Annotated in this window: 22 protein-coding genes; 6 read left to right on the top strand and 16 right to left on the bottom strand. The window is 55.7% G+C overall.

Annotation, left to right across the window (positions count from 1 at the left end; all coding sequences use genetic code 11):
• The first annotated feature begins 19 nt into the window (after window positions 1-19).
• The 5 genes from B9Z44_RS13250 to arsC all read left to right on the top strand — a co-directional run bounded on the left by B9Z44_RS13250 (window position 20) and on the right by arsC (window position 4,826).
• Complete coding sequence (locus B9Z44_RS13250; RefSeq protein ID WP_108360084.1) at window positions 20-925, top strand: AEC family transporter; 906 nt, start codon at window positions 20-22, stop codon at window positions 923-925.
• Window positions 926-1,016: 91 nt separating this feature from the next.
• Complete coding sequence (locus B9Z44_RS13245) at window positions 1,017-1,274, top strand: type B 50S ribosomal protein L31 (RefSeq protein ID WP_108360175.1); 258 nt, start codon at window positions 1,017-1,019, stop codon at window positions 1,272-1,274.
• A gap of 63 nt (window positions 1,275-1,337) precedes the next feature.
• Entirely contained in the window at window positions 1,338-3,068 is a 1,731-nt protein-coding gene (locus tag B9Z44_RS13240; protein WP_108360085.1) for a hypothetical protein, read from the top strand.
• Window positions 3,069-3,075: 7 nt separating this feature from the next.
• A complete protein-coding gene (locus tag B9Z44_RS13235) occupies window positions 3,076-4,458 on the top strand; it encodes an MATE family efflux transporter (RefSeq protein ID WP_108360086.1) in 1,383 nt (460 codons plus the stop codon).
• On the top strand, window positions 4,455-4,826 hold the full coding sequence (gene arsC / locus B9Z44_RS13230) for an arsenate reductase (glutaredoxin) (protein ID WP_233246956.1): 372 nt from the start codon (window positions 4,455-4,457) through the stop codon (window positions 4,824-4,826). Before B9Z44_RS13235 ends, arsC begins: the two co-directional genes overlap by 4 nt.
• Here the strand turns inward: arsC and glmM are convergent.
• The 4 genes from glmM to B9Z44_RS13210 form a co-directional block, all read right to left on the bottom strand.
• Window positions 4,823-6,154: a phosphoglucosamine mutase gene (gene glmM, locus B9Z44_RS13225; protein WP_108402651.1), complete on the bottom strand. Its 1,332-nt coding sequence runs from the start codon at window positions 6,152-6,154 to the stop codon at window positions 4,823-4,825. The genes arsC and glmM overlap by 4 nt on opposite strands.
• A 51-nt stretch (window positions 6,155-6,205) precedes the next feature.
• Window positions 6,206-7,030 carry a dihydropteroate synthase gene (gene folP, locus B9Z44_RS13220; RefSeq protein WP_108360088.1) on the bottom strand — a complete coding sequence of 275 codons (825 nt, stop codon included), beginning with the start codon at window positions 7,028-7,030 and terminating at the stop codon, window positions 6,206-6,208.
• Between the two features lie 54 nt (window positions 7,031-7,084).
• Window positions 7,085-8,998 (bottom strand): ATP-dependent zinc metalloprotease FtsH, encoded by a 1,914-nt coding sequence (ftsH, locus tag B9Z44_RS13215; RefSeq protein WP_108360089.1) that lies wholly within the window; start codon window positions 8,996-8,998, stop codon window positions 7,085-7,087.
• A gap of 107 nt (window positions 8,999-9,105) precedes the next feature.
• Complete coding sequence (locus tag B9Z44_RS13210) at window positions 9,106-9,780, bottom strand: RlmE family RNA methyltransferase (RefSeq protein WP_108360090.1); 675 nt, start codon at window positions 9,778-9,780, stop codon at window positions 9,106-9,108.
• 34 nt (window positions 9,781-9,814) lie between these two features.
• Here B9Z44_RS13210 and B9Z44_RS13205 point away from each other — a divergent pair, with 34 nt between their 5' ends.
• On the top strand, window positions 9,815-10,288 hold the full coding sequence (locus tag B9Z44_RS13205; RefSeq protein WP_108360091.1) for a YhbY family RNA-binding protein: 474 nt from the start codon (window positions 9,815-9,817) through the stop codon (window positions 10,286-10,288).
• On the opposite strand, the gene B9Z44_RS13200 is transcribed toward B9Z44_RS13205, so the two are convergent.
• The 12 genes from B9Z44_RS13200 to bamA all read right to left on the bottom strand — a co-directional run bounded on the left by B9Z44_RS13200 (window position 10,285) and on the right by bamA (window position 23,333).
• Complete coding sequence (locus tag B9Z44_RS13200; protein WP_108360092.1) at window positions 10,285-10,719, bottom strand: DUF4149 domain-containing protein; 435 nt, start codon at window positions 10,717-10,719, stop codon at window positions 10,285-10,287. The genes B9Z44_RS13205 and B9Z44_RS13200 overlap by 4 nt on opposite strands.
• An 11-nt stretch (window positions 10,720-10,730) precedes the next feature.
• Window positions 10,731-11,207: a transcription elongation factor GreA gene (gene greA, locus B9Z44_RS13195; RefSeq protein ID WP_108360093.1), complete on the bottom strand. Its 477-nt coding sequence runs from the start codon at window positions 11,205-11,207 to the stop codon at window positions 10,731-10,733.
• A gap of 9 nt (window positions 11,208-11,216) precedes the next feature.
• Window positions 11,217-14,495, bottom strand: a complete 3,279-nt coding sequence (gene carB, locus B9Z44_RS13190; protein ID WP_108402650.1) for a carbamoyl-phosphate synthase large subunit — start codon at window positions 14,493-14,495, stop codon at window positions 11,217-11,219.
• A gap of 2 nt (window positions 14,496-14,497) precedes the next feature.
• Complete coding sequence (gene carA, locus B9Z44_RS13185) at window positions 14,498-15,661, bottom strand: glutamine-hydrolyzing carbamoyl-phosphate synthase small subunit (RefSeq protein WP_199220234.1); 1,164 nt, start codon at window positions 15,659-15,661, stop codon at window positions 14,498-14,500.
• Window positions 15,662-15,831: 170 nt separating this feature from the next.
• On the bottom strand, window positions 15,832-16,608 hold the full coding sequence (locus tag B9Z44_RS13180; RefSeq protein WP_108402649.1) for a TrmH family RNA methyltransferase: 777 nt from the start codon (window positions 16,606-16,608) through the stop codon (window positions 15,832-15,834).
• Window positions 16,605-17,222: a ribonuclease HII gene (gene rnhB / locus B9Z44_RS13175; protein ID WP_108402648.1), complete on the bottom strand. Its 618-nt coding sequence runs from the start codon at window positions 17,220-17,222 to the stop codon at window positions 16,605-16,607. Before rnhB ends, B9Z44_RS13180 begins: the two co-directional genes overlap by 4 nt.
• On the bottom strand, window positions 17,194-18,336 hold the full coding sequence (lpxB, locus tag B9Z44_RS13170) for a lipid-A-disaccharide synthase (protein WP_108402647.1): 1,143 nt from the start codon (window positions 18,334-18,336) through the stop codon (window positions 17,194-17,196). Before lpxB ends, rnhB begins: the two co-directional genes overlap by 29 nt.
• A gap of 5 nt (window positions 18,337-18,341) precedes the next feature.
• The gene (lpxA, locus tag B9Z44_RS13165; protein WP_108402925.1) at window positions 18,342-19,136 is read right to left on the bottom strand and encodes an acyl-ACP--UDP-N-acetylglucosamine O-acyltransferase; all 795 of its coding nucleotides are present in this window, start codon (window positions 19,134-19,136) and stop codon (window positions 18,342-18,344) included.
• A 26-nt stretch (window positions 19,137-19,162) separates the two neighbouring features.
• On the bottom strand, window positions 19,163-19,600 hold the full coding sequence (fabZ, locus tag B9Z44_RS13160; protein ID WP_108360178.1) for a 3-hydroxyacyl-ACP dehydratase FabZ: 438 nt from the start codon (window positions 19,598-19,600) through the stop codon (window positions 19,163-19,165).
• Between the two features lie 2 nt (window positions 19,601-19,602).
• Window positions 19,603-20,586: a UDP-3-O-(3-hydroxymyristoyl)glucosamine N-acyltransferase gene (gene lpxD, locus B9Z44_RS13155; RefSeq protein WP_108402646.1), complete on the bottom strand. Its 984-nt coding sequence runs from the start codon at window positions 20,584-20,586 to the stop codon at window positions 19,603-19,605.
• Window positions 20,587-20,592: 6 nt separating this feature from the next.
• Entirely contained in the window at window positions 20,593-21,099 is a 507-nt protein-coding gene (locus tag B9Z44_RS13150; protein ID WP_108360100.1) for an OmpH/Skp family outer membrane protein, read from the bottom strand.
• Window positions 21,099-23,333: an outer membrane protein assembly factor BamA gene (bamA, locus tag B9Z44_RS13145; protein WP_108402924.1), complete on the bottom strand. Its 2,235-nt coding sequence runs from the start codon at window positions 23,331-23,333 to the stop codon at window positions 21,099-21,101. The genes B9Z44_RS13150 and bamA overlap by 1 nt, the downstream gene beginning before the upstream one ends.
• Window positions 23,334-23,337: the final 4 nt, after the last annotated feature.

The raw sequence follows: 23,337 nt of genomic DNA, 5'->3' as shown, positions 1-23,337 counted from the left end.
TACGGTTATTCTCTGTCGCGTGAATTACGCTCAACTCCTCTTTCCTGACTTTTCGCTCATCCTCTGTGGCTATTTAGTATGCAAATACACGGCACTCAATCGCACCGTGTGGGAGCAAGTCGAGAGCTTGGTTTATTTCTTTTTGTTCCCCGTCTTGCTGTTTCACTCCATCGTGCGCACGCCCTTGGATTTGCAAGCGGCCTCCCATCTCATCATGGCGGGCTTGGTGCTGGGGCTCAGCAGCATTGGCCTGTCATATGCCATCCCGAAACTGCCGTTTTTGCGCAAGCACATTGACACACGCTTGCACGCGGCCAGTGCGCAAGTCGCTTTTCGTTTCAACTCCTTCATCGCATTGGCTTTGGCAGAACGCATTGCAGGCCCGCAAGCCTTGTTGTTGATTGCGGTGCTGATTGGCGTTTGCGTGCCGTTGTTCAACGTGGCAGCCGTGTGGCCCATGGCGCGCCACGCCCAACGCAGCTTTGGGCGCGAACTGATTCGCAACCCCTTGATTTTGGCGACCGGGTTGGGACTGCTGGCCAATATTGTGGGTCTGCACATCCCAAGCTGGACGGAGCCCACACTGCAACGCATTGGCGCTGCGTCCCTGGCTTTGGGTTTGATGGCTGCGGGTGCAGGCATGCAATTTGGCCACTTGATGAAAGCCAAAAGTTTGGCCATCTCCCTTTTGACCGTGCGCCATTTACTCACCCCTCTGCTGGCTTGTTGGCTGGCAGCCATGTTTGAGCTAGACAAGACCCAAACCAGCGTTCTACTGGCCTTCTCGGCACTGCCCACCGCGTCGAGCTGCTATGTGCTGGCAGCCCGCATGGGCTACAACGGGGCTTTTGTGGCTGGTTTGGTGACCTTGTCGACCGTGTTAGGCATGCTGAGCTTGCCATTTGCCTTGGGTGTTTTGCGGTAAAAGACCTTTCTTTCGTGGCATAATGACGCGTTTTGCGGAAAGTGTGTCGAAATAGGTCGGCGTGGCTACCGCAGCTGCTCAAGGAAAAGCGATGAAAGAAGGCATTCACCCTAACTACCGTGAAATCTGTTTCATGGATATGTCTAACGGTTTCAAATTTGTGACGCGCTCATGCGCCAGCACAAAAGAAATGATCAAGATGGAAGACGGCCGCGAACTGCCGTTGTACAAGCTGGATACCACCAGCGAGTCACACCCCTTCTACACAGGCACACAAAAATCTGTGGACAACATGGGCGGCCGCGTCGAGCGCTTCCGCAACAAGTACGGCAAAACTGCCGCCAAGTAAGCAACACGCTTACTTCTCAAAAGGCAGCCCGGCTCTCCGCGCTGCCTTTTTTATTTCAAAGCTGTGACTCAACCTACCCCCGCCATCGTTCCTCAGAGTGCCGTGCGACGCCTGCCGCGCATTGCCCTATGGCTGTTCTGCGCCGCCTATGTGCTGCCCGGCTTGTTTGGCCGCGAACCTTGGAAAGGCAATGAGTTCACAGCCTTTGGTCACATGCTCGCACTGGCTGAAGGTGCCAGCGACTGGTTCAACCCCAGCGTCTGGGGGCAAACACCCGAGCTGGATGCCTTGCTTCCCTATTGGTTGGGCGCTTGGGCCATCCAAATGGCACCCAGCTGGCTGTCGGCAGGATTTGCAGCGCGCATTCCTTTTGCATTGCTTCTGGGACTGACGTTGACCAGTACCTGGCATGGCGTGTATTACTTGGCCTTGAGCCCACAAGCCCAGCCCGTGCCCTTTGCCTTTGGCGGCGAAGCCAAACCCAAAGACTATGCGCGCACCATTGCAGACGGTGCTGTACTCGCACTGATCGCCTGCCTAGGCTTGACACTTCTTTCTCACGAAGCCAGTCCCATCTTGACGCAGCTGGCATTTGTCAGTTGTGCGTTTTACGGTGTGGCGGCGTTGCCTTACCACCCACGTTACAGCTTAAGCGCCCTCAGTATCGGGTTGCTGGGTTTGTGTTTAAGCGGCGCTCCCAGCCTTGCAGTGCTGATGGCCATCGGCAGTGGTTTCCTATGTGTATTGGATCGCGAAAGCACATCACCGCAAACCGGTCGCCAGCACGCACTTTGGCTGTTGGCCATGGGCTTGTGCGTGGCAGGCGTAGCCACCGCACTGGAGGTCTGGCATTGGCGCCTGCTGCCCCTGCACAACGATTGGCAAGCTTGGCGCAATCTGCTGCGGCTGCTTGCTTGGTTCACGTGGCCAGCGTGGCCTTTGGCCATTTGGACCGTCTGGCGCTGGCGTCGTCAATGGACAAGCTTGCATTGGAGCCGCCACTTGGTGCTTCCCATGTGGTTCATAGCGCTGACGGTGAGCACGGCCATGCTGACCCAATCATCAGACCAAACTTTGCTGCTGGCTCTGCCTGCATTTGCAACCCTGGCCGCGTTTGCTTTGCCAACGCTGCGTCGCAGCGTCGCGGCATTGATTGACTGGTTCACCCTGCTGTTTTTCTCTGGCTGTGCCTTCATCATTTGGGTCATCTGGATTGCCATGCAAACGGGATGGCCCGCACAGCCCGCAGCCAACGTCGCACGGTTGTTTCCAGGCTTTGAGCCCAGCTTTGGGTGGATCGCTTTCATCGTGGCTCTCGCAGCGACGGCCGTGTGGGTTTGGCTGGTCATGTGGCGCACAGCCAAACACCGCCATGCCCTATGGAAGAGCTTGGTGCTGCCCGCGGGGGGCGCTGCACTGTGCTGGCTGCTGCTACTGACGTTGTGGCTGCCACTGCTGGACTATGCGCGCAGCTACAAACCCTGGGTTCAACAGATTCAAGGGGTGATGGCCAAACAAGAAGCGCGTGAAGCACGAGACGTTTGCTTGCTGAGCTACGGACTGGATGTGGGTCAGATGACCGCTTTTCATTACCACGGTGGCTTTGACGTGAAGCCCGCTGAAATCACGTCCATCGCACAACAAAGCACTTGCCCATGGCTGTTGGTCGACAACGACTTGCGCCCTGATTTAGGCAATGTGGTTCGCCTGAATGAATGGACCCGCGTGCGGACCATTCGTCGCCCCTCTGACAACAACGAAGATGTGACGCTGTATCACCGCCGTCAACCGTGATGGCGCGATGAGCACCGAACGAGCCACCATCATGCGGCACGCTGGCACTGTGATGGTCGGTCAGCTGGCTGTCATGGCCTTCAGCATCACAGACACCTTGGTGGCCGGCCATTTCGCAGACACCGCGTTGGCAGCGCTTGCGGTGGCCGCCGCGACTTACGTGACCGTTCATATTTCCCTCATGGGCATGCTGCAAGCCTTGTTACCCGTGTGGGCTGAATTACATGGTGCACAACGGCATGCAGAAGTCGGTCGATCCGTACGGCAGGCGCTGTACCTGTGTGCCTTCACTGCGGCGATTGGCATGTGGGCTTTGTTTTGCCCGGGGCCTTTGCTCAACTGGACGCAAGTGCCATCTGATTTGCAAGAAGAGGTCCGCGGCTACCTCAACATCGTGGCCTTTGGACTACCCGCCTCCTTGCTATTTCGCATGTACAGCACCTTGAATCAAAGCTTGGGCAAGCCCAAATTGGTCACGTGGGTGCAGGTGGGGGCCTTGGCCGTGAAAGTGCCTTTGTCGATTGCCCTGGTTTTGGGCATTCCGGGTGTTTTGCCTCCGCTGGGTTTAGCCGGATGCGCATGGGCTACCTTGGCTGTGATGCTGATGATGCTGGGCCTGGCCTTGTGGTTGCTGCGCACCCAAGACTTCTACAAGCCCTACCGCATCTGGGCACCCATGGAAAGCCCCCACGCAACCACCCTGCTTCGCTTTGTGCGACTGGGCTTGCCCAGTGGACTGGCAATTGGCGTAGAAGTCACATCGTTCACCCTGATGTCTTTGTTCATTGCACGCTTGGGCGTGGTGGCCACAGCGAGCCATCAAATTGTGTCAAACATGACCGCTGTGCTTTACATGGTTCCCCTCTCGCTCTCCATTGCCAGCAGCTCACGTGTGAGCTATTGGATTGGCGCAGGACAGATACATCGCGCGCGACACGCTTTGCGCGCAGGCCTCGGTTTGATTTTGTTGCTCGGCCTAGGCTTGGCTGCCCTGATCGGTTGGCAGCGTGAGGCCATTGCCAGCCTTTACACACAATCGCCTGAGGTCGCGACGCTTGCCGCTACTTTGCTGTTGTGGCTCATGATTTACCACGTGGCCGATGCAGTTCAAGTCTTTACCGTGTTCACGCTGCGTTGCTATGGCATCACCGTGCTGCCGCTCATCACCTACACCGTTTTGCTGTGGGGCTTAGGCTTGGCTGGTGGCTATGAGGTGGCCTATGGTGCGGACATTGATTTGTCGGGTTTGCCATGGCTGGCACCGCAGTCACCCATTGCGTTTTGGCAAACAGGCAGCTTGGCGTTGTATGTCACTGTCGCTGTTTTATTACCCGTGTTGTGGCGTGCCGCCTATCGTCAGCCAAAGACACACACGCCAGACATTGCATGAAGAAACCTATGCACAGCATCAAGATTTACCACAACCCAAAATGCAGTAACTCACGCAACGCGTTGGCACTGATTCGCGCACATGGACATGAGCCCGAGGTCGTTTTGTATTTGAAAACACCGCCCACGCGCCCAGAGTTGCAAGCCATCATCCAAGCCACGGGCGGCTCTGCACGGGCATTGGTGCGCAGCAAAGAAGTTGTTTATAGCGAACTGGGTTTGGAGAACCCCCGCCTCAGCGAAGACGCGCTGGTGGATGCCATGCTGGCGCATCCCATTTTGATGAACCGCCCCGTCATCATCACCCCAAAAGGCACACGCCTGTGTCGTCCGCCAGAGCTGGTGCTCGATATCTTGCCTACGCCTTAAGCTGACAAGGTATCGGCGATGCGCTTGGCGCAAGCATGGGCTTGCGCTTCATCACGCGCCTCGACCATGACACGCACCAAGGGCTCGGTGCCACTGGCACGAATCAGCACGCGGCCTGTATCGCCCAACTCGGCCTCGGCCTTTTGCACTTCTTCTTTCATGCGGGCATTCGATTGCCAGTCTTGGCCGGGGCGCAAACGCACATTGATCAGGGTTTGCGGGAACAGCGTCACATCCTTGAGCAAATCCGCCATCGCACGGCCACTGCGCACGCAGGTTTGCAAAATCTGTAACGCACTCACCAAACCATCGCCTGTGGTGTGCTTGTCCAAAGCCAACAAATGGCCTGAGCCTTCGCCCCCCAAAATCCATTGGTGTTTGGCCAGTTCTTCCAGAACATAGCGGTCACCCACCTTGGCGCGCACAAACTGCACACCACGTTTTTTCAAGGCGACTTCAACGGCCATGTTGGTCATCAGGGTGCCCACCACACCAGGCAGCACTTCGTCATTCGCCAAGCGGTCATCGGCCATTAAGTACAACAGTTCGTCGCCGTTGTACAAGCGGCCTTGGGCATCGACCATTTGCAAGCGGTCCGCATCGCCATCAAGCGCAACGCCAAAGTCAGCATGGTTGGCTTTGACCGCCTGCACCAACGCCTCAGGGTGCGTGGCACCTACCTCGTGGTTGATGTTCAACCCGTCAGGGCTGCAACCAATGGCAATCACCTCTGCACCTAACTCGTGGAAGACTTTGGGGGCAATGTGATACGCCGCACCATGCGCCGCATCCACCACAATTTTCAAACCTTTGAGCGTGAGGTCGTTCGAAAAAGTGCTCTTACAAAACTCGATGTAACGACCAGCGGCATCGTCCAAACGTTTGGTTTTTCCTAAGTTTGCGGAGTCAGCCCACACAGGCGCTTCGTCCAATGCGGCTTCGACAGCCAGCTCCCATGCGTCACTGAGCTTGTTGCCTTGCGCACTGAAGAACTTGATGCCGTTGTCTGCAAACGGGTTGTGGCTGGCACTGATGACCACGCCAAGGCTCGCGCGTTGTGCGCGTGTGAGATAGGCAACACCAGGCGTGGGCAAAGGGCCGAGCAACACCACATTGACACCCGCCGAGTTAAAGCCAGACTCTAAGGCCGACTCCAACATATAACCAGAGATACGGGTGTCTTTGCCAATCAACACCGTGGGATGTGCTTCGGTTTGTTTGAGTACACGGCCGACGGCGTGGGCCAAACGCAGCACAAAGTCAGGGGTAATGGGGGCTTGGCCCACGGTGCCGCGAATGCCGTCTGTGCCGAAATATTTACGTGTCATGTTGTTGTGCCTTGGTCGTTATTTTTTTGCTATCAATTTGAGTCCATTGTCTCAAACTTGAGCGGCTTGCCAAACTTGAAGCGCCTGCACAGTTTGCGCCACATCATGCACACGCACAACATGTGCACCACGCTCCACCGCCAAGAGTGCAGCAGCCACGCTAGGCACCATGCGTTCGCCTACCGCACAACCCGTGACTGCACCAATGGATGATTTGCGCGACCAGCCCACGAGCAAGGGGTAACCCAAAGCCAACAACAAGTCTTGGTGCGCGAGCAGTTCAAAGTTTTGCGCCACGGTTTTGCCAAAGCCTACACCGGGGTCTAACGCAATGCGTTCGTCCGCCACGCCTAGGGCTTGCAACGCTTGCGCCTGATTTTTCAAGAACTCAGCCACAGGCTGAATTGAACTGCCTTGCATTGGTAAGGTCTGCATGGTTTGAGGTTCACCGTGCATGTGCATCAAGCACACACCGCACTGGGCATGCGCAGCGACCACCTGCTGCGCACCGGCCTGACGCAGTGCCCACACATCGTTGATGATGTCTGCGCCTGCATCCAACACGGCTTGCATCACGCCCGCTTTGTAGGTATCAATCGAAATCGGCACATTCAAACGCACCGCTTCGCGCACCACGGGCAGCACCCGCGCCAATTCGTCTTCGAGCGACACAGCAGGCGCGCCAGGACGGGTGGACTCGCCACCAATGTCCAAAATATGCGCGCCGTCTTTGAGCAACTGTTCGCAATGGACCAAAGCAGCACGCGTGCTGGCATGCTGGCCTCCGTCCGAGAAAGAATCTGGCGTGACATTGACAATGCCCATCACCTGCGGTTGGCTGAGGTCAATGCGAAATCGTGTGGTTTGCCAAAACATAAATGCTCCATGAAAAACGGGGCTTGCGCCCCGTTCTTGATTCAACCCAATCGCTTAAGCCGCGCTGGGTGATGGGTCTGCTTGCACCGCTGGGGTGCCGCCACTGCTGTCACCGCCCGAAGGGGTGCGTGGTGTCCAATCTTTCGGTGGACGTGGCTGACGGCCTTCCATGATGTCGTCGATTTGCTCTTTGTCGATGGTTTCCCATTCGAGCAAAGCCTTAGCCATGGTGTGCATCTTGTCTGAGTTCTCTTCAATCAAGCGACGGGCCAAGTTGTACTGCATGTCGATGATGCGACGCACTTCAACATCCACCTTTTGCATGGTAGCTTCAGACATGCTGGTGGTCTTGGTGACCGAGCGGCCCAAGAACACTTCACCTTCGTTTTCGGCATACACCATCGGGCCCAAAGCATCGGTCATGCCGTAGCGCGTCACCATGTCACGGGCGATGGATGTGGCACGCTCAAAGTCGTTGCTCGCGCCTGTGGTCATTTGGTTCATGAACACTTCTTCAGCAATACGACCACCGAACAACATGCTGATTTGATTGAGCATGAATTCTTTGTCGTAGCTGTAACGGTCTTTTTCAGGCAGGCTCATGGTCACACCCAAAGCGCGACCACGCGGGATGATGGTGACTTTGTGCACAGGGTCACACTTGGGCAACAACTTGCCAATCAAGGCGTGGCCAGATTCGTGGTACGCCGTGTTGCGACGCTCTTCTTCTGGCATGACCATGCTCTTGCGCTCAGGGCCCATCAAGATTTTGTCTTTGGCCTTTTCGAAGTCTTGCATCTCCACCACACGCGCGTTGCGACGTGCTGCCATCAAAGCAGCTTCGTTACACAGGTTGGCCAAATCAGCACCGCTCATGCCGGGTGTGCCACGTGCGATCACGCTGGCATTGACGTCTTGGCCAATTGGTACTTTGCGCATATGCACGTTCAAAATTTGTTCGCGGCCACGGATGTCCGGCAAGGTCACGTACACCTGGCGGTCAAAGCGACCAGGGCGCAACAAAGCGGCATCCAAAATGTCGGGACGGTTGGTCGCAGCCACCACGATGACGCCGAGGTTGGTTTCGAAACCATCCATCTCGACCAACATTTGGTTCAAGGTTTGTTCGCGCTCGTCGTTACCGCCGCCCACACCGGCGCCACGTTGACGGCCAACAGCATCAATCTCGTCAATGAAGATGATGCAAGGTGCATTCTTTTTGGCGTTTTCGAACATGTCGCGCACGCGCGCTGCGCCCACACCTACAAACATCTCCACGAAGTCTGAACCCGAGATGCTGAAGAACGGCACTTTGGCTTCGCCGGCAATGCCTTTGGCCAACAATGTTTTACCGGTACCGGGAGGGCCGACCAAGAGCAAACCGCGTGGAATACGACCACCCAGTTTTTGGAAGCGTTGTGGGTCTTTCAAAAAGTCCACCACTTCTTTCACTTCTTCTTTGGCTTCATCGCAACCTGCCACGTCAGCAAAGGTGACTTGGTTGTTGTTCTCATCCAGCATGCGCGCTTTGCTCTTGCCGAAGCTGAATGCGCCACCCTTGCCGCCACCTTGCATTTGGCGCATGAAGTACACCCACACGCCAATCAAGAGCAGCATGGGGCCCCAGCTGACCAACAGGGTCATGAGGAGCGAGCCTTCTTCGCGGGGCTTGACGTCAAACTTCACGCCATTGGCGATGAGGTCGCCCACCAGGCCACGGTCGAGGTAAGTCGCTGTTGTGCGAATCTTGCGCTCATCATTGGTGACGGCGGTAATTTCTGTACCGCCCTGGCCTTCTTGGATGGTGGCGGTTTTGATGCGCTTGGCGCGAACTTCTTCAAGGAAGTCCGAGTAGCCAAGGTAGCCAGAGCCTGCGCCGGGACGAGTTTCAAACTGTTTGAACACGGTAAACATCACCAAAGCGATGACCAACCAAACAGCGACTTTTGAGAACCATTGATTATTCAATGTGGGCTCCGAAATAAAAAGAGTACGAGATGTACTGAGATGGGCCTGATTTTAGGCGTTTCAAGCGCTTGGGCCCGCTTTATTCACTGCAAGCAGCCTTAGAAAAATCAAGGATTTACTGAAACGCGACTTTTCACGCCCATACCAACCAAAAAGGTTTCACTTGATTTGTCGCGACTGGCCTTGGGTTTGATGGGCTTGACCACGCGAAACGTACTTTTAAACAAGTTGACCAAATCGCTGTAACCGCTCCCATGAAAGAGCTTGACCACCAAAGCACCATCGTCTTTGAGGTGTTTTTGTGCGAAGTCCACGGCCAACTCAATCAAATGGGCAATGCGGGTGGCATCGGTCGATTCAATGCCTGTGAGGTTGGGCGCCATGTCGGACACCACCACATCCACGATACGGCCTTGCAAGGCCGCTTCTAGCTGCGCCAAGACCTCTTCTTCACGGAAGTCGCCCTGAATGAACGTGACGTCCTCGACGGGTTCCATGGGCAAGATATCCAAACCGATGATGGTGCCGTTCAAAGTGCCCGTGGCAGCGCCTGCGGGCGACATGCGGCGGCGCAGGTATTGGCACCAAGCGCCCGGCGCACAGCCCAAGTCCACCACCACGTTGCCCGGCTTGATGAGGCTGAGCTGCTCGTCAATTTCCTTGAGTTTGTAAGCCGCACGTGCGCGATAGCCCTCTTTTTGGGCCAGCTTGACGTAGGTGTCGTTCACATGGTCGTTCAACCATGTTTTGTTGACCTTTTTGCTTTTAGTTTTAGCTTTCAATTCATACCTTTGAGCGAGCGGGGATAATACCCGCATGTCCGCAATACAACTCACACCTGCTCAACGCAAAATTCACCGCGCCGAAGCGCACCATTTAGACCCCGTCGTCATGATTGGCAACGATGGTTTAACGCCTGCCGTTCTCAAAGAAGCCGAGATGGCACTGAACGCACACGGCCTCATCAAAATCCGTGTGTTGGGCGACGACCGCCAAGCACGCGAAGCCATGTTTGTGGCTTTGGCCGACCAACTCAACGCAGCCCCCATTCAACACATCGGCAAGCTGTTTGTGTTGTGGCGTCCTCGCGCTGAAAAAGAACGCACCGTCGACGAAGAGCGCATGGCTGGCCCGCGCGATGTGAAAGTGCTCAAGTACAGCAGTCGTGGCGGTCAACGCCCCGAAGTGAAAACTTTGCGCGTGCTGGGCAACCAACGCCTGACCTCTGGCGGCCAAGTCAAACGCGCCAAACCGAAAAAGATTTCGGTCAAAAAACGCACCTTGGGTTAATCGCTTTGCTCTGAACTTGCTGCAACAGCAAGTTCAGTCTGCGCAGGGCTCAACGCCCACAGCGTCTTGCCAGCGCACAACCACTGCAACACATACAGCGCAGTGCCTAAGTTGTGCCACAAAGCCATGTTGTCACGAGCCATGATGTGGGGCTTCACACCCACTTCAATCAACAAGGCGCACAACATGCCTGCAATCACCCACGGTGATGGTGTGTGAGATTCATCTTGGTCAAGGCGTTTGGCCGCCAACAAAAGCAGCAAGCCACACATCAGTGACAGCCACGACTGCGCGGTGAACAGCTTGGCAGCCATATGCCCTGCGATGGCCGGTGTTTCCAAATGCATGAACAGCATCGGCACCACCATAAATCCCACCGCACACAAACTGCCCCACCACAGCGCTGCTAAAAAGAGGTGTAGCCGCGCCATGTGAGGGGTTGTTACAGGTAAGAGACCTTGACCACTTCGTAGTGCTTCACACCGCCCGGTGCTTGCACTTCAGCCACATCGCCCTCTTCCTTGCCAATCAAGGCACGGGCAATTGGGCTACTGATGTTGACGAGACCAAGCTTCAAATCGGCTTCGTCTTCGCCCACGATTTGATAGGTCACTTTGTCCCCCGTGCCTTCGTCTTCCAACGCCACAGTAGCGCCAAACACCACACGACCACCTGCATCAAGCGATGCAGGGTCAATGATTTGTGCCACCGACAGCTTGCCTTCAATTTCTTGAATGCGGCCTTCGATGAAACCTTGACGGTCTTTGGCTGCGTCGTATTCGGCGTTCTCGCTCAAGTCGCCTTGCGCACGCGCTTCGGCAATTGCCGCGATGACCGATGGACGCTCAACGGTTTTGAGTTTGTGCAACTCGTCCTTGAGCTTTTCTGCACCGCGTTTGGTGATGGGAACTGTACTCATCGTGTGTCCTTAGGCCGTCAGTTGAGCGTGCATTTCCTGCACAGAAATGACATCCAACTTGTCCATGTACTTCATACCTTCCACAGCCGCTTCAGCGCCTGCGATGGTTGTGAAGGTGGTCACACGGTTGAGCAATGCCGAGGTACGAATGTGGCGCGAATCGGCAATCGCATTGCGACGCTCTTCCACGGTGTTGATGACCAACACCACTTCGTTGTTTTTGATACTGTCCACAATGTGTGGGCGACCTTCGGTCACTTTGTTCACCACATCGCAGGGCACGCCGGCCTCCACAATGGCAGATGCTGTGCCTTTGGTTGCAATCAACTCAAAGCCCAAAACAGACAACTGGCGCGCCACTTCGATGGCACGTGCTTTGTCGTTGTTCTTCACCGAGATGAACACCTTGCCCGTCGAGCGGCCATCCGCATCGCGAGGACGAGGCAACTTGGTGCCAGCACCCAATTGGCTCTTCACAAAGGCTTCGCCAAATGTTTTGCCCACACCCATGACTTCACCGGTTGACTTCATCTCTGGGCCGAGGATGGTGTCCACACCTGGGAACTTCACGAAGGGGAACACCGCTTCTTTGACACTGAAGTAAGGGGGTGTCACTTCTTTGGTGATGCCTTGCGATGCCAAGGTTTGGCCCGCCATACAGCGTGCAGCGACCTTGGCCAACTGGATGCCCGTGGCTTTGGACACATAAGGCACCGTGCGTGACGCGCGTGGGTTGACTTCCAGCACATAGATGACGTCTTTGCCGTCCACGTGTTGAATCGCGAATTGCACGTTCATCAGGCCGACCACGTTCAAAGCGCCCGCCATGGCTGCAGATTGGCGCTTGAGTTCGTTCACGGTATCAGCCGACAACGAATAAGGCGGCAAGGAGCAAGCCGAGTCGCCGCTGTGCACACCGGCTTGTTCGATGTGTTCCATCACGCCGCCGATGAAGGTCTTGCCTTCTGGGTCGCGCAAGCAGTCCACATCGCACTCAATCGCATCGTTCAAGAAACGGTCGAGCAACACAGGCGAGTCGTGCGACACCTTGACCGCTTCGCGCATGTAGCGCTCGAGGTCGCGTTGCTCGTGCACGATTTCCATCGCACGGCCACCCAACACGTAGCTGGGACGAACGACCAAGGGGTAACCCAAAGCTGCGGCTTTTTCCAAAGCTTCTGGCTCGGTGCGGGCTGTGGCGTTGGGCGGTTGGCGCAGACCGAGGTCTTGCAACAACTTTTGGAAACGCTCACGGTCTTCGGCCGCGTCAATCATGTCTGGGCTGGTGCCGATGATCGGCACGCCAGCCGCCTCCAGGCCCAAAGCCAATTTCAAAGGTGTTTGACCACCGTATTGAACGATGACGCCGGTTGGCTTTTCTTTGTCGACGATTTCGAGCACGTCTTCGAGCGTCAATGGCTCAAAGTACAAACGGTCAGAGGTGTCGTAGTCGGTCGACACAGTCTCTGGGTTGCAGTTGACCATGATGGTTTCATAGCCGTCTTCGCGCATGGCGAGCGCGGCGTGAACGCAGCAGTAGTCAAACTCGATACCCTGACCGATGCGGTTAGGACCACCGCCGAGCACCATGATTTTTTTGTTGTTGGTAGGCTCTGCTTCGCATTCAGCAGCACCCACGCCGAAGGCGTCGCCGTTACCTTCGTAACACGAATACATGTAAGCCGTGTCCGTCGAGAACTCAGCCGCACAGGTGTCCACACGCTTGTAGACGGGGCGAATGCCCTGGTCATGGCGGCGTGCACGCACCACGTGTTCGGTGGTCTTGAGCAACTTGGCCAAACGGCGGTCTGAGAAGCCCTTCTTTTTCAAAGCGCGTAACTCGTGTGCAGTGATGGCGTCGAGCGATGTGGTTTCAAGCTCAAGCTCAATCTTCACAATCTCTTCGATTTGCACCAAGAACCAAGGGTCAATCTTGGTCAAGGCAAACACCTCGTCCACGCTCATGCCCATGGCGAACGCATCGCCCACGTACCAAATACGCTCAGGACCGGGTTCGCCCAATTCCTTCTCGAGCACTTCGCGGTCTTGGGTTTTTTCGTTCATACCGTCCACGCCGACTTCCAAACCGCGCAGGGCTTTTTGGAAGGACTCTTGGAAGGTACGGCCCATGGCCATCACCTCGCCCACCGATTTCATTTGAGTGGTCAAGCGGCTGTCAGCAGTTGGGAATTTCTCGAACGCGAAACGTGGAATTTTGGTGACCACGTAGTCGATGGATGGCTCGAACGACGCAGGCGTTGCACCGCCTGTGATTTCATTGCGCAACTCGTCGAGCGTGTAACCCACCGCCAACTTGGCGGCGACTTTTGCAATCGGGAAACCCGTGGCTTTGGACGCCAACGCAGATGAACGCGACACACGTGGGTTCATCTCAATGACAACCATGCGGCCATCTTTGGGGTTGATGGAGAACTGCACGTTGGAACCGCCCGTGTCCACACCGATCTCGCGCAGCACAGCCAAAGAGGCGTTACGCAAAATTTGGTATTCCTTGTCGGTCAAGGTTTGTGCGGGTGCCACAGTGATGGAGTCACCCGTGTGCACGCCCATGGGGTCTAAGTTTTCGATCGAGCAAATGATGATGCAGTTGTCCGCCTTGTCGCGCACCACTTCCATCTCGTACTCTTTCCAACCGAGCAAAGACTCTTCAATCAACAGCTCGTTGGTGGGTGAGGCTTCCAAGCCGCGCTTACAGATGATTTCGAATTCTTCTGGGTTGTAGGCAATGCCGCCGCCTGTGCCACCCAGCGTGAAGCTGGGGCGAATGACGGTGGGGAAACCCAAACTCTTTTGCACATCCCACGCTTCTTCCATGCTGTGGGCAATGCCTGAACGCGCAGAGCCCAGACCAATCTTGGTCATGGCATCTTTGAACTTCAAGCGATCTTCGGCTTTGTCGATGGCCTCAGGTGTTGCGCCAATCAGCTCGACCTTGTACTTGGCCAACACGCCGTGGTGCCACAAATCCAACGCGCAGTTCAGCGCAGTTTGACCACCCATGGTGGGCAGGATGGCATCGGGACGCTCTTTGGCAATGATCTTCTCAACCGTTTGCCAAGTGATAGGTTCGATGTAGGTGACGTCTGCCGTAGCAGGGTCGGTCATGATCGTGGCAGGGTTACTGTTGATCAAGATGACTTTGTAGCCCTCTTCACGCAAAGCTTTACAAGCTTGCACGCCGGAGTAATCGAACTCACACGCCTGACCAATGATGATCGGGCCTGCGCCAATGATGAGAATGCTTTTTAGGTCGGTGCGCTTTGGCATGATTATTTCGCCTCCATCAGTTTGATGAAGCGGTCAAAGAGGTAAGCAATGTCGTGCGGGCCGGGCGATGCTTCAGGGTGGCCTTGGAAGCAAAACGCGGGTTTGTCGGTGCGGGCCAAGCCCTGCAAAGTGCCGTCAAACAAAGACACGTGCGTGGCACGCAAGTTGGCGGGCAATGATTTTTCGTCCACTGCAAAACCGTGGTTTTGGCTGGTGATGGATACGCGACCAGAGTCGAGGTCTTTCACAGGATGGTTGGCGCCGTGGTGGCCAAACTTCATCTTGAACGTTTTCGCGCCACTGGCCAAGGCCATGATTTGGTGACCCAAGCAAATGCCAAATGTAGGAATGCCGGTTTCGATCAACTCTGCAGCCGCAGCAATTGCGTAATCGCAAGGCTGAGGGTCCCCAGGGCCGTTGGACAAGAAAATACCGTCAGGGTTGTGCTTGAGCACGTCAGCCGCTGGGGTCTTGGCGGGCACCACGGTCACTTTGCAACCGCGCTCGGCCAACATGCGCAAGATGTTTTTCTTCACGCCAAAGTCATACGCGACCACATGGAACTTAGGCGCGGTCAAGTTGCCGTAGCCTTCGCCCAAAGTCCACTCGGTTTCTGTCCACTCATACGACTTAGACACTGTGACTTTTTGCGCCAAATCGAGGCCCGCCATATTCGGCGCGCCTTTGGCAGATGCCACGGCTTGGTCGATCAACGCTTGCGTAACTTCTTGGCCTTTGGCCAAGCCCACGATCGCGCCGTTTTGCGCGCCCTTGGTGCGCAAGATGCGTGTGAGTTGACGGGTGTCGATGTTGGCGATGGCTACGGTGCCTGCATCAGCCAAATAGGCCGACAAGGTTTGGCTAGAGCGGAAGTTGCTTGCTATCAAAGGCAAGTCTTTGATGATCAAGCCAGCAGCATGGACTTTGTCAGCTTCGATGTCTTCCACGTTGACGCCGTAGTTACCGATGTGCGGGTACGTCAAGGTGACGATCTGCTGGCAGTAGCTGGGGTCAGTGAGGATTTCCTGGTAGCCGGTGAGTGAGGTGTTGAACACCACTTCGCCGACAGTAGAGCCAGAGGCTCCGATCGAGTTGCCGATAAAGACCGTGCCGTCTGCGAGCGCCAAGATGGCGGGCGGGAAGGTTCCCTGAAGAGACAAAAGCACTGGGTTCTCCGGAATAGTTCGGGTACGCCTCAGCGCTCACAAGAGAACGTGTCTCTTTGGCTGCTTTGTTCGAGGAATTTGCCTAGGTTTGAGCTGGGGCGTACAGGTTGATGCGGGAAAGCCTCTCATTATATCCGAGGCACCGGTTTTCCCGAATCAAAACAGGTGAATTAACCCAAATGACAGGTGGCGCTGGCGTGTAAGCAAATAGCAGCAGCCGAGGCCACATTGAGGGACTCTTCCCCGCCAGGCTGCGCAATGCGCACATGCACGGTGGCACGCTCGGCCAACGCGGCAGACACGCCCTGCCCTTCGTGACCCATGAGCCAAGCACAAGGCATGGGCAGCTTGGCCTCGGCCAGCAGGGTGTGCAAAAACGGGCCTTGGTGAGAACTGGTGGCAACCCAAGGCATGTCCAAGGCATTCAAATCGTCGGCACTCAAACCTTCGACCAAGTGCAGCCCAAAATGCGCACCCATGCCTGCCCGCAAAACCTTGGGCGACCACAGAGCGGCAGAACCTTTGATGGCCAGCACTTGCTTGAAGCCAAAGGCCGAAGCACTGCGCAGAATCGAGCCCACGTTGCCAGCGTCTTGCACGCGATCCAGCACCACGGTGGGTGTCGTTGGCTGCACCTCTTGCGAGGTGGGTGCCGCCAACACAAAGCCCATCTTGGCGGGTGACTCTAGGCTGCTGATTTCGGCAAACAGCGCATCGGGCAACACCGTGTTGCGCTCAGCCGCTTGCGTCCATTCACGCGGTGCAGTGGCCCACAACGATTCGGCAAACACCGCATGTTCAGGCTTGACACCACGCGCGAGCGCAGCGCGGCACAGATGGTCGCCCTCTAACCAAACACGGCCGAGTTTGCGGTACGCCGTGCTGTCTTGCGACAAGCGGCGCAGGTCTTTCACCAAGGGGTTGTCACGTGAGGTGATCAAGTTCATTTCAAAACCTCAGCCACAGGCGAAAACGATGTGCGGTGCCAAGGTGTGGCGCCATGTTCTTTGAGGGCTTGCAAGTGCGCAGCCGTGCCGTAGCCCTTATGCGCATCAAAGCCGTATTGCGGGTACTGTGCATGCAGCTCTTGGCACCAACGGTCACGGTGCACCTTGGCCAAGATAGACGCCGCTGAAATGGCCTGCACTTTGCTGTCGCCTTTGACGATGGCTTCGGCCAACACATCGAGCACGGGCAAACGGTTGCCGTCCACCAACACCTTGGTGGGTTTGAGGCGTAAACCTTCCACCGCACGGCGCATAGCCAGCATGGTCGCTTGCAAGATGTTGAGTTCGTCAATCTCTTCCACTGTCGCTTCAGCAATCGAGCAACACAAAGCCTTGGCACGAATCTCGTCATACAAACGCTCGCGTTTCAAGGGGGTGAGTTTTTTAGAGTCGGCCAAACCTGCAATCGGATTCAAGTCATCCAAGATGACAGCCGCAGCCACTACGGGACCAGCTAACGGACCACGCCCAGCCTCATCCACCCCAGCGATCAAGCCTGGAGCATCCCAAATGAGCGCAGCTTGTTCAGCGCGCAAGAACTTTTTCGATCGCATGGGCCGCCAGTGCGGGAGTGTCACGGCGCAACGTGTCGTGCAGCGTCGCAAAGCGTTGTTGAACTGCGGCAGCCGCCGCAGGGTTGGCCAGCCATTGCAACACCTCGTGCGCCAACGCATCGGGTGTGGCGGCGTCTTGCAACAACTCGGGCACCACAAAGTCTTGACACAAGATGTTGGGTAAGCCCACCCAAGGTTGCAGTTTTTTACGGCGCATGATTTGCCAGCTGAGCCAATTCATGTTGTACGCAATCACCATGGGGCGTTTGAACAGCGCAGCCTCTAAGGTGGCTGTGCCACTGGCAATGAGCGTGACATCGCAAGCTGCCAATGCGGCGTGTGATTGACCATTGAGCACCAAAAGATTGGGCACCTCGCCCACATCTTTGGCAATGGCTTCGATGCGCGCGCGCAAAGCGGGCATGGCTGGTAAGACGAAGTACAAACCCGGCTGCTGCTTGGCCATGCGTTGTGCAGCTTGTAAAAAGCGGTGCGCCAAATACTCAATTTCAGAACTGCGGCTACCCGGCAGCAAAGCCACCACGGTGGCGTCTTGCGGCAAACCAAGCGCTGTGCGTGCAGCAGCGCGGTCTGGCACGTCGGGAATATTTTTAGCTAAGGGGTGGCCCACATACGTGGCGTCGATGCCATGCTGCGCGAGTAAGTCGGTTTCGAACGGGAAGATGCACAACACGTGGTCCACGCTTTGGCGAATCTTCTCCACGCGGTCTGCGCGCCACGCCCAAATGGAGGGACACACAAAGTGAATCGCGGGAATGCCTTGGGCTTTGAGGTCGCGTTCTAAGTCGAGATTGAAATCTGGTGCATCCACTCCAATGAAAGCACTGGGTGGATTAGCCAGCAAGCGTTCGCGCAGTTGGTGGCGAATGCCCACAATTTCTCGGTAATGACGCAGCACTTCCACGTAGCCACGCACCGCGAGTTTTTCGTAAGGCCACCAAGGCTCAAAACCTTGGGCCGCCATACGCGGGCCACCAATGCCTGCGCTGCGCATGTCGGGCCATTTGTCGCGCATGCCGCCGAGCAAAAGGCCAGCAAGCAAATCGCCCGAGGCCTCGCCTGCGACGAGCGAGAAAGACAGGGCCTCGGCCATGGTGTTTAGCGGATGATGCCGCGTTGCGGCGAGGTCTGGTTCAAGAAATCCAGCATCATGGCCACATCGGGGGCTGCTTCTGGTTTTTCTTGGCTCAAGGCGGCAATGCGCTCTTTGGCTTGCTCTAACGTCAAGTCATCACGGTACAAAGCTTTATGCATGGCCTTGACGGCGCTGATACGCTCAGCAGAGAACCCTCGACGGCGCAAGCCCTCGAAGTTCATGGAGCGTGGCTCCGCAGGCTGGCCTTGGCACATCACAAACGGCGGCACATCGGCAAACAAAAGCGAGTGCATGGCCGAGAAGCTGTGCGCGCCAATGCGCACAAACTGGTGCACCACGGTGAAGCCCCCCAAAATGACCCAATCACCCACATGCACATGGCCTGCCAACTGCGCGCTGTTGGCGAAGATGGTGTGGTTGCCCACGACGCAGTCATGCGCCAAATGCACATAGGCCATGATCCAGTTATCGTTGCCAACTTTGGTCACACCCGCATCACCGGGTGAGCCAATATTGAAGGTACAAAACTCGCGAATGGTGTTGCGGTCGCCAATGATCAGCTCGCAAGGCTCGCCTGCGTACTTCTTGTCCTGCGGAACAGCGCCCAGCGAATTGAACTGAAAAATACGGTTGTCATTGCCAATCGTGGTGTGACCTTCGATCACGCAATGCGGCCCCACAGTCGTGCCCGCGCCAATGCGCACGTTGGGTCCAATGATGGTGTAAGGCCCCACCTGCACCGAGCTGTCGAGCTCGGCCTTGGGGTCCACAATGGCGGTGGCGTGAATGAGGCTCATCGTTTGCTGTTTGGACTTGTAGGTGTTTAGGCGATAGAGCGCATGGTGCACATCAAATCAGCTTCTGTGGCCACCACATCGCCCACTTTGGCACGTGCTTTGAATTTGAAGATACCGGCCTTCATGCGGTCCAGCTCAACCTCTAAGATGAGTTGATCGCCTGGCTCAACAGGACGCTTGAATCGCGCACCGTCAATGCCTGCAAAGTAATACACCGTCTTGTCATCGGGTGCAGCGCCCAAGGTGTCAAACGCCAACAAGGCTGCAGCTTGTGCCAGGGCTTCCAAAATCAACACGCCAGGCATCACAGGATGGTGTGGGAAATGACCGCCGAAAAACGGCTCGTTCATCGTCACATTTTTGAGCGCCTTGATGCTCTTGCCTTTTTCGAGCTCCAACACACGGTCCACCAACAAAAAGGGGTAACGGTGTGGCAATTGCTTCAAGATTTGGTGAATATCCATGCTCATTTTTTTTGACTTTCTAAGGCTGATTCAAGAGATTTGATGCGGTCGCGCAAGCGATGCAATTGGCGCAAGGTGGCGGCATTTTTCTCCCACGACGCATTGTCGTCGATTGGGAACACGCCGCTGTATTGCCCCGGCTGGCGAATCGAACGCATGACCACCGAAGCGGCCGAAATATGCACGCCATCTGCGAGCTGCAAATGCCCCAGCACCACAGCACCGCCGCCTACCGTGCAGTTCGCGCCAATGCGCGCACTGCCCGCCACGCCAGCACAACCGGCCATGGCTGTATTCGCACCCACGTGCACGTTGTGACCAATTTGCACCAAGTTATCAAGCTTGACGCCGTCTTCGATCACGGTGTCGTCCAAAGCGCCACGGTCAATGCAGGTGTTGGCACCGATTTCGACATCATTGCCGATGCGCACAGCACCCAATTGCTCAATTTTTTCCCAGCGGCCTTCGAACAAGGCAAAACCAAAGCCGTCCGCACCAATCACCACGCCCGCGTGCACGATGCAGCGCTCACCAATGCGGCAATCTTCACCGACGGTGACGCCCGATTTGAGCCACGTGTTTGCACCGATGTGTGCGCCGCGCTCGACCACACACAGCGGGCCAATGCGTGCCGTGGCATCGACATGGGCTTGCGGATGAATCACGGCACTGGGATGAACCAAAGGCTCATCACTCACGCGTGTGTGCTGACGCCACAGCTGCGTGAGGCGCGCAAAGTAGTGGTAGGGGTTGGCCGCCACGATCAATGCGGTTCGTGCGTCCGTTGCATCCGCCACAGCGGGCGAGACAATGACACACCCCGCCTGGGTGGTGGCGAGCTGCGATTGGTATTTGGGGTTGCTTAAAAAGCTCAGCGCATCGGCTTGAGCGGTGTCAAGCGGCGCGAGTTTTTGAATGAGGTGCTGAGGATCACCGATGAGGCGACCACCCAGACTTTCGACAATTTGGCCGAGACTCAGTGCCACGGCAGATTATTTGGCGGCGTTGATGACCTTGAGCACTTTGTCAGTGATGTCGTGCTTGGGGTTGATGTAGACAGCTTCCTGCAACACCAGGTCATATTTTTCAGCCTCAGCCACTTGTTTGATCACGCGATTGGCGCGTTCAAGCACTTGTTGAAACTCTTCGTTCTTGCGGGCGTTGAGTTCTTCTTGGAACTCACGGCGTTTGCGTTGGAAGTCGCGATCTTGTTCGCCCAATTGTTTTTGACGAGCGGCGCGCTGAGACTCGGACAGCGTGGGCGCTTCGCGTTCAAACTTTTCAACCGACGATTTCAACGCATTGCCTGCGTCATTCAATTCTTTTTCGCGCTTGGAAAATTCTTGTTCCAATTTGGCTTGCGCTTGTTTGGCTGTATTGGCCTCTTTGAAAATGCGATCGGTGTTGATAAAGCCAATGCGAATTTCTTCAGCTTGCGCGCAGAACGCGGCCAAGCCCAACACAACTGCTAAGGAAATTTGACGAGTAAACATGTTCATCAGAAGGATGTCCCGATTTGGAATTGCAATTGTTGGATTCTATCGCCTGGGAATGTACGGACTGGACGTGCCCATGCAAAACGCAAAGGCCCCATCGGCGACACCCAGCTCAAGCCCACACCGTAGGCGCTACGCAACTGACTCAGGTCAAACCTTTCGAGCTCGCCGTAGACGTTGCCCATGTCGTAGAAGCCATACAAACGCAGGGTTCGGTCATTGCCAGCGCCTGGGAAAGGCATCAAGAATTCTGTGTTGATCGTGATCTTTTTGGCACCACCAATTTTGGGGCCTGTCACGTCGCGAGGACCCAAAGTACCTTGCTCAAAACCACGCACGGAACCCAAGCCGCCTGAGTAGTAGTTTTTATAAAACGGCAGTGTTTGACCGTTCAAACCTTTACCCAAGCCCAGGTCCGCATTGAACGCAAAGGTGTATTGCTTGGTGATGGGCAGATACTGCTGATATTGCCCACCCAATTTTGTATAACGGGCATCACCAATCGCACCCAGCTCACTGTTCAAGCGAATGAACTTGCCACTGTTTGGATTCAAATAACTGTCACGGCTGTCACGGGCCCAACCCGCTGTGATCGGCACGTTTTGGGCAACGCAGCCAAAGTGAGCACATAAATCTTCATGCACACCAAGCATGTTGGTGCCTTTGACAAGTTCAGTGCGCTCCGCAGAGGTACCGATAAACACACGATCTAGCTCACTGAATGGCAGACCAAATCGCACGCCCAAACCCGAGGTGACCATGCTGTAGTTACCACCCTGCTCCACGTATGGTTTGCTGGCTCGGTGGTAGAACTCAAACGTGCGGGACACGCCATCTTCTGTGAAATAGGGATCGGTGGTGTTAATGACGTAATACTGGTTGTACTTGCTCGTACTGACCTGCAAGCCCAGGTTATGCCCAGAACCAAAAACGTTGTCTTGCTGGATACCGAAAGAAAAGGTAACTTTTTCTGCACTCGAGAAGCCTGCGCCCAACGTCAACATACCTGTTGGTTTTTCAACCACGTTGACGTTCAAATCTACTTGATCTTGAGACGATGGCACTTCTTGAGTATCGATTTCGACATCCTTGAAGTAGCCCAAGCGATTCACACGGTCGCGGGACAAACGAATTTTCTCGCCGTCATACCAAGAAGATTCGGTTTGGCGAAACTCACGGCGCACGATTTGATCGCGCGTGCGGTTGTTACCCACAATGTTGATGCGTCGAACATAGGCGCGGCGCGCGGGGTCTGCAACAAGAACCAACTTCACACGATTCGTTGCGCGGTCAATTTCAGGACGCACATCGGTGCGGGCAAATGCAAAGCCAAAGTTGCCAAAGTACTCATTGAATGCTTTGGTGGTTTTAGCAACGTCATCCGCGTTATAAGCTTGACCCGCCTTGATCTCGACCAACGACTTGAACTCGTCATCCTTGCCAAGGTAGTACCCTTCCATCGCCACTTCAGAGACCACGAAACGGTCGCCTTCGGTGACGTTGATGGTGATGCTGATGTCTTGCTTGTTGGGTGAAATCGCCACTTGCGTGGAGTCAATGCGAAATTCCAAATAACCACGAGCCAAATACCACGCACGCAAGGTCTCCAAGTCTGCATTCAGTTTGGTGCGCGAATAGCGATCCGACTTGGTGTACCAGCTCAACCAGTTGCCTGTGCCTTGATCGAATTGGTCCAACAGTTTTGACTCATCAAACGCTTTGGCTCCGACCACACGCATTTCTTTGATTTTGGCCAAATCGCCCTCCACCACCGTGAACGACAAGTTCACACGGTTGCGGTCACTGGGCGTGATGGTCGTGATGATTTCTGCGCCGTACAAACTGCGGTTCACATATTGGCGCTTGAGCTCTTGTTCAGCGCGGTCAGCCAGCGCTTTGTCAAATGGACGACCTTCGGCCAAACCAATGTCACGCAAAGCCTTGCGCAACACATCCTTGTCAAACTCCTTGGTACCAATGAATTCGACCTGAGCGATGTTGGGGCGCTCTTCAACAATCAAGACCAACACATCGCCATTGACTTCAATACGCACGTCTTTGAACAAGCCTAAGGCAAACAAGCTGCGAATGGCAGCCGCGCCTTTTTCGTCGGTGTAGTCGTCGCCCACGCGAAATGGAATGGAGGCAAACACAGTGCCAGGCTCCACACGTTGCAAACCCTCCACACGAATGTCACGCACATTGAATGGGTCCGCAGCCAGTGCATTGAACGCCATCAAC

The sequence above is a fragment of the Limnohabitans curvus genome (assembly GCF_003063475.1).
In the GTDB taxonomy this organism is placed as follows: Bacteria; Pseudomonadota; Gammaproteobacteria; order Burkholderiales; family Burkholderiaceae_C; genus Limnohabitans; species Limnohabitans curvus.
Note: the sequence above shows the minus strand (reverse complement) of the source record. Positions and strands in the feature narration are given on the sequence as shown.

Bases quoted from the DNA above. Each gene is read 5' to 3' on its own strand.
- B9Z44_RS13245 (WP_108360175.1), top strand. From the start codon at position 1,017: ATGAAAGAAGGCATTCACCCTAACTACCGTGAAATCTGTTTCATGGAT.
- B9Z44_RS13235 (WP_108360086.1), top strand. From the start codon at position 3,076: ATGAGCACCGAACGAGCCACCATCATGCGGCACGCTGGCACTGTGATG.
- arsC (WP_233246956.1), top strand. From the start codon at position 4,455: ATGAAGAAACCTATGCACAGCATCAAGATTTACCACAACCCAAAATGC.
- glmM (WP_108402651.1), bottom strand. From the start codon at position 6,154: ATGACACGTAAATATTTCGGCACAGACGGCATTCGCGGCACCGTGGGC.
- folP (WP_108360088.1), bottom strand. From the start codon at position 7,030: ATGTTTTGGCAAACCACACGATTTCGCATTGACCTCAGCCAACCGCAG.
- B9Z44_RS13205 (WP_108360091.1), top strand. From the start codon at position 9,815: ATGTCCGCAATACAACTCACACCTGCTCAACGCAAAATTCACCGCGCC.
- B9Z44_RS13200 (WP_108360092.1), bottom strand. From the start codon at position 10,719: ATGGCGCGGCTACACCTCTTTTTAGCAGCGCTGTGGTGGGGCAGTTTG.
- greA (WP_108360093.1), bottom strand. From the start codon at position 11,207: ATGAGTACAGTTCCCATCACCAAACGCGGTGCAGAAAAGCTCAAGGAC.
- carB (WP_108402650.1), bottom strand. From the start codon at position 14,495: ATGCCAAAGCGCACCGACCTAAAAAGCATTCTCATCATTGGCGCAGGC.
- B9Z44_RS13180 (WP_108402649.1), bottom strand. From the start codon at position 16,608: ATGAACTTGATCACCTCACGTGACAACCCCTTGGTGAAAGACCTGCGC.
- rnhB (WP_108402648.1), bottom strand. From the start codon at position 17,222: ATGCGATCGAAAAAGTTCTTGCGCGCTGAACAAGCTGCGCTCATTTGG.
- lpxB (WP_108402647.1), bottom strand. From the start codon at position 18,336: ATGGCCGAGGCCCTGTCTTTCTCGCTCGTCGCAGGCGAGGCCTCGGGC.
- lpxA (WP_108402925.1), bottom strand. From the start codon at position 19,136: ATGAGCCTCATTCACGCCACCGCCATTGTGGACCCCAAGGCCGAGCTC.
- fabZ (WP_108360178.1), bottom strand. From the start codon at position 19,600: ATGGATATTCACCAAATCTTGAAGCAATTGCCACACCGTTACCCCTTT.
- B9Z44_RS13150 (WP_108360100.1), bottom strand. From the start codon at position 21,099: ATGAACATGTTTACTCGTCAAATTTCCTTAGCAGTTGTGTTGGGCTTG.
- bamA (WP_108402924.1), bottom strand. From the start codon at position 23,333: ATGGCGTTCAATGCACTGGCTGCGGACCCATTCAATGTGCGTGACATT.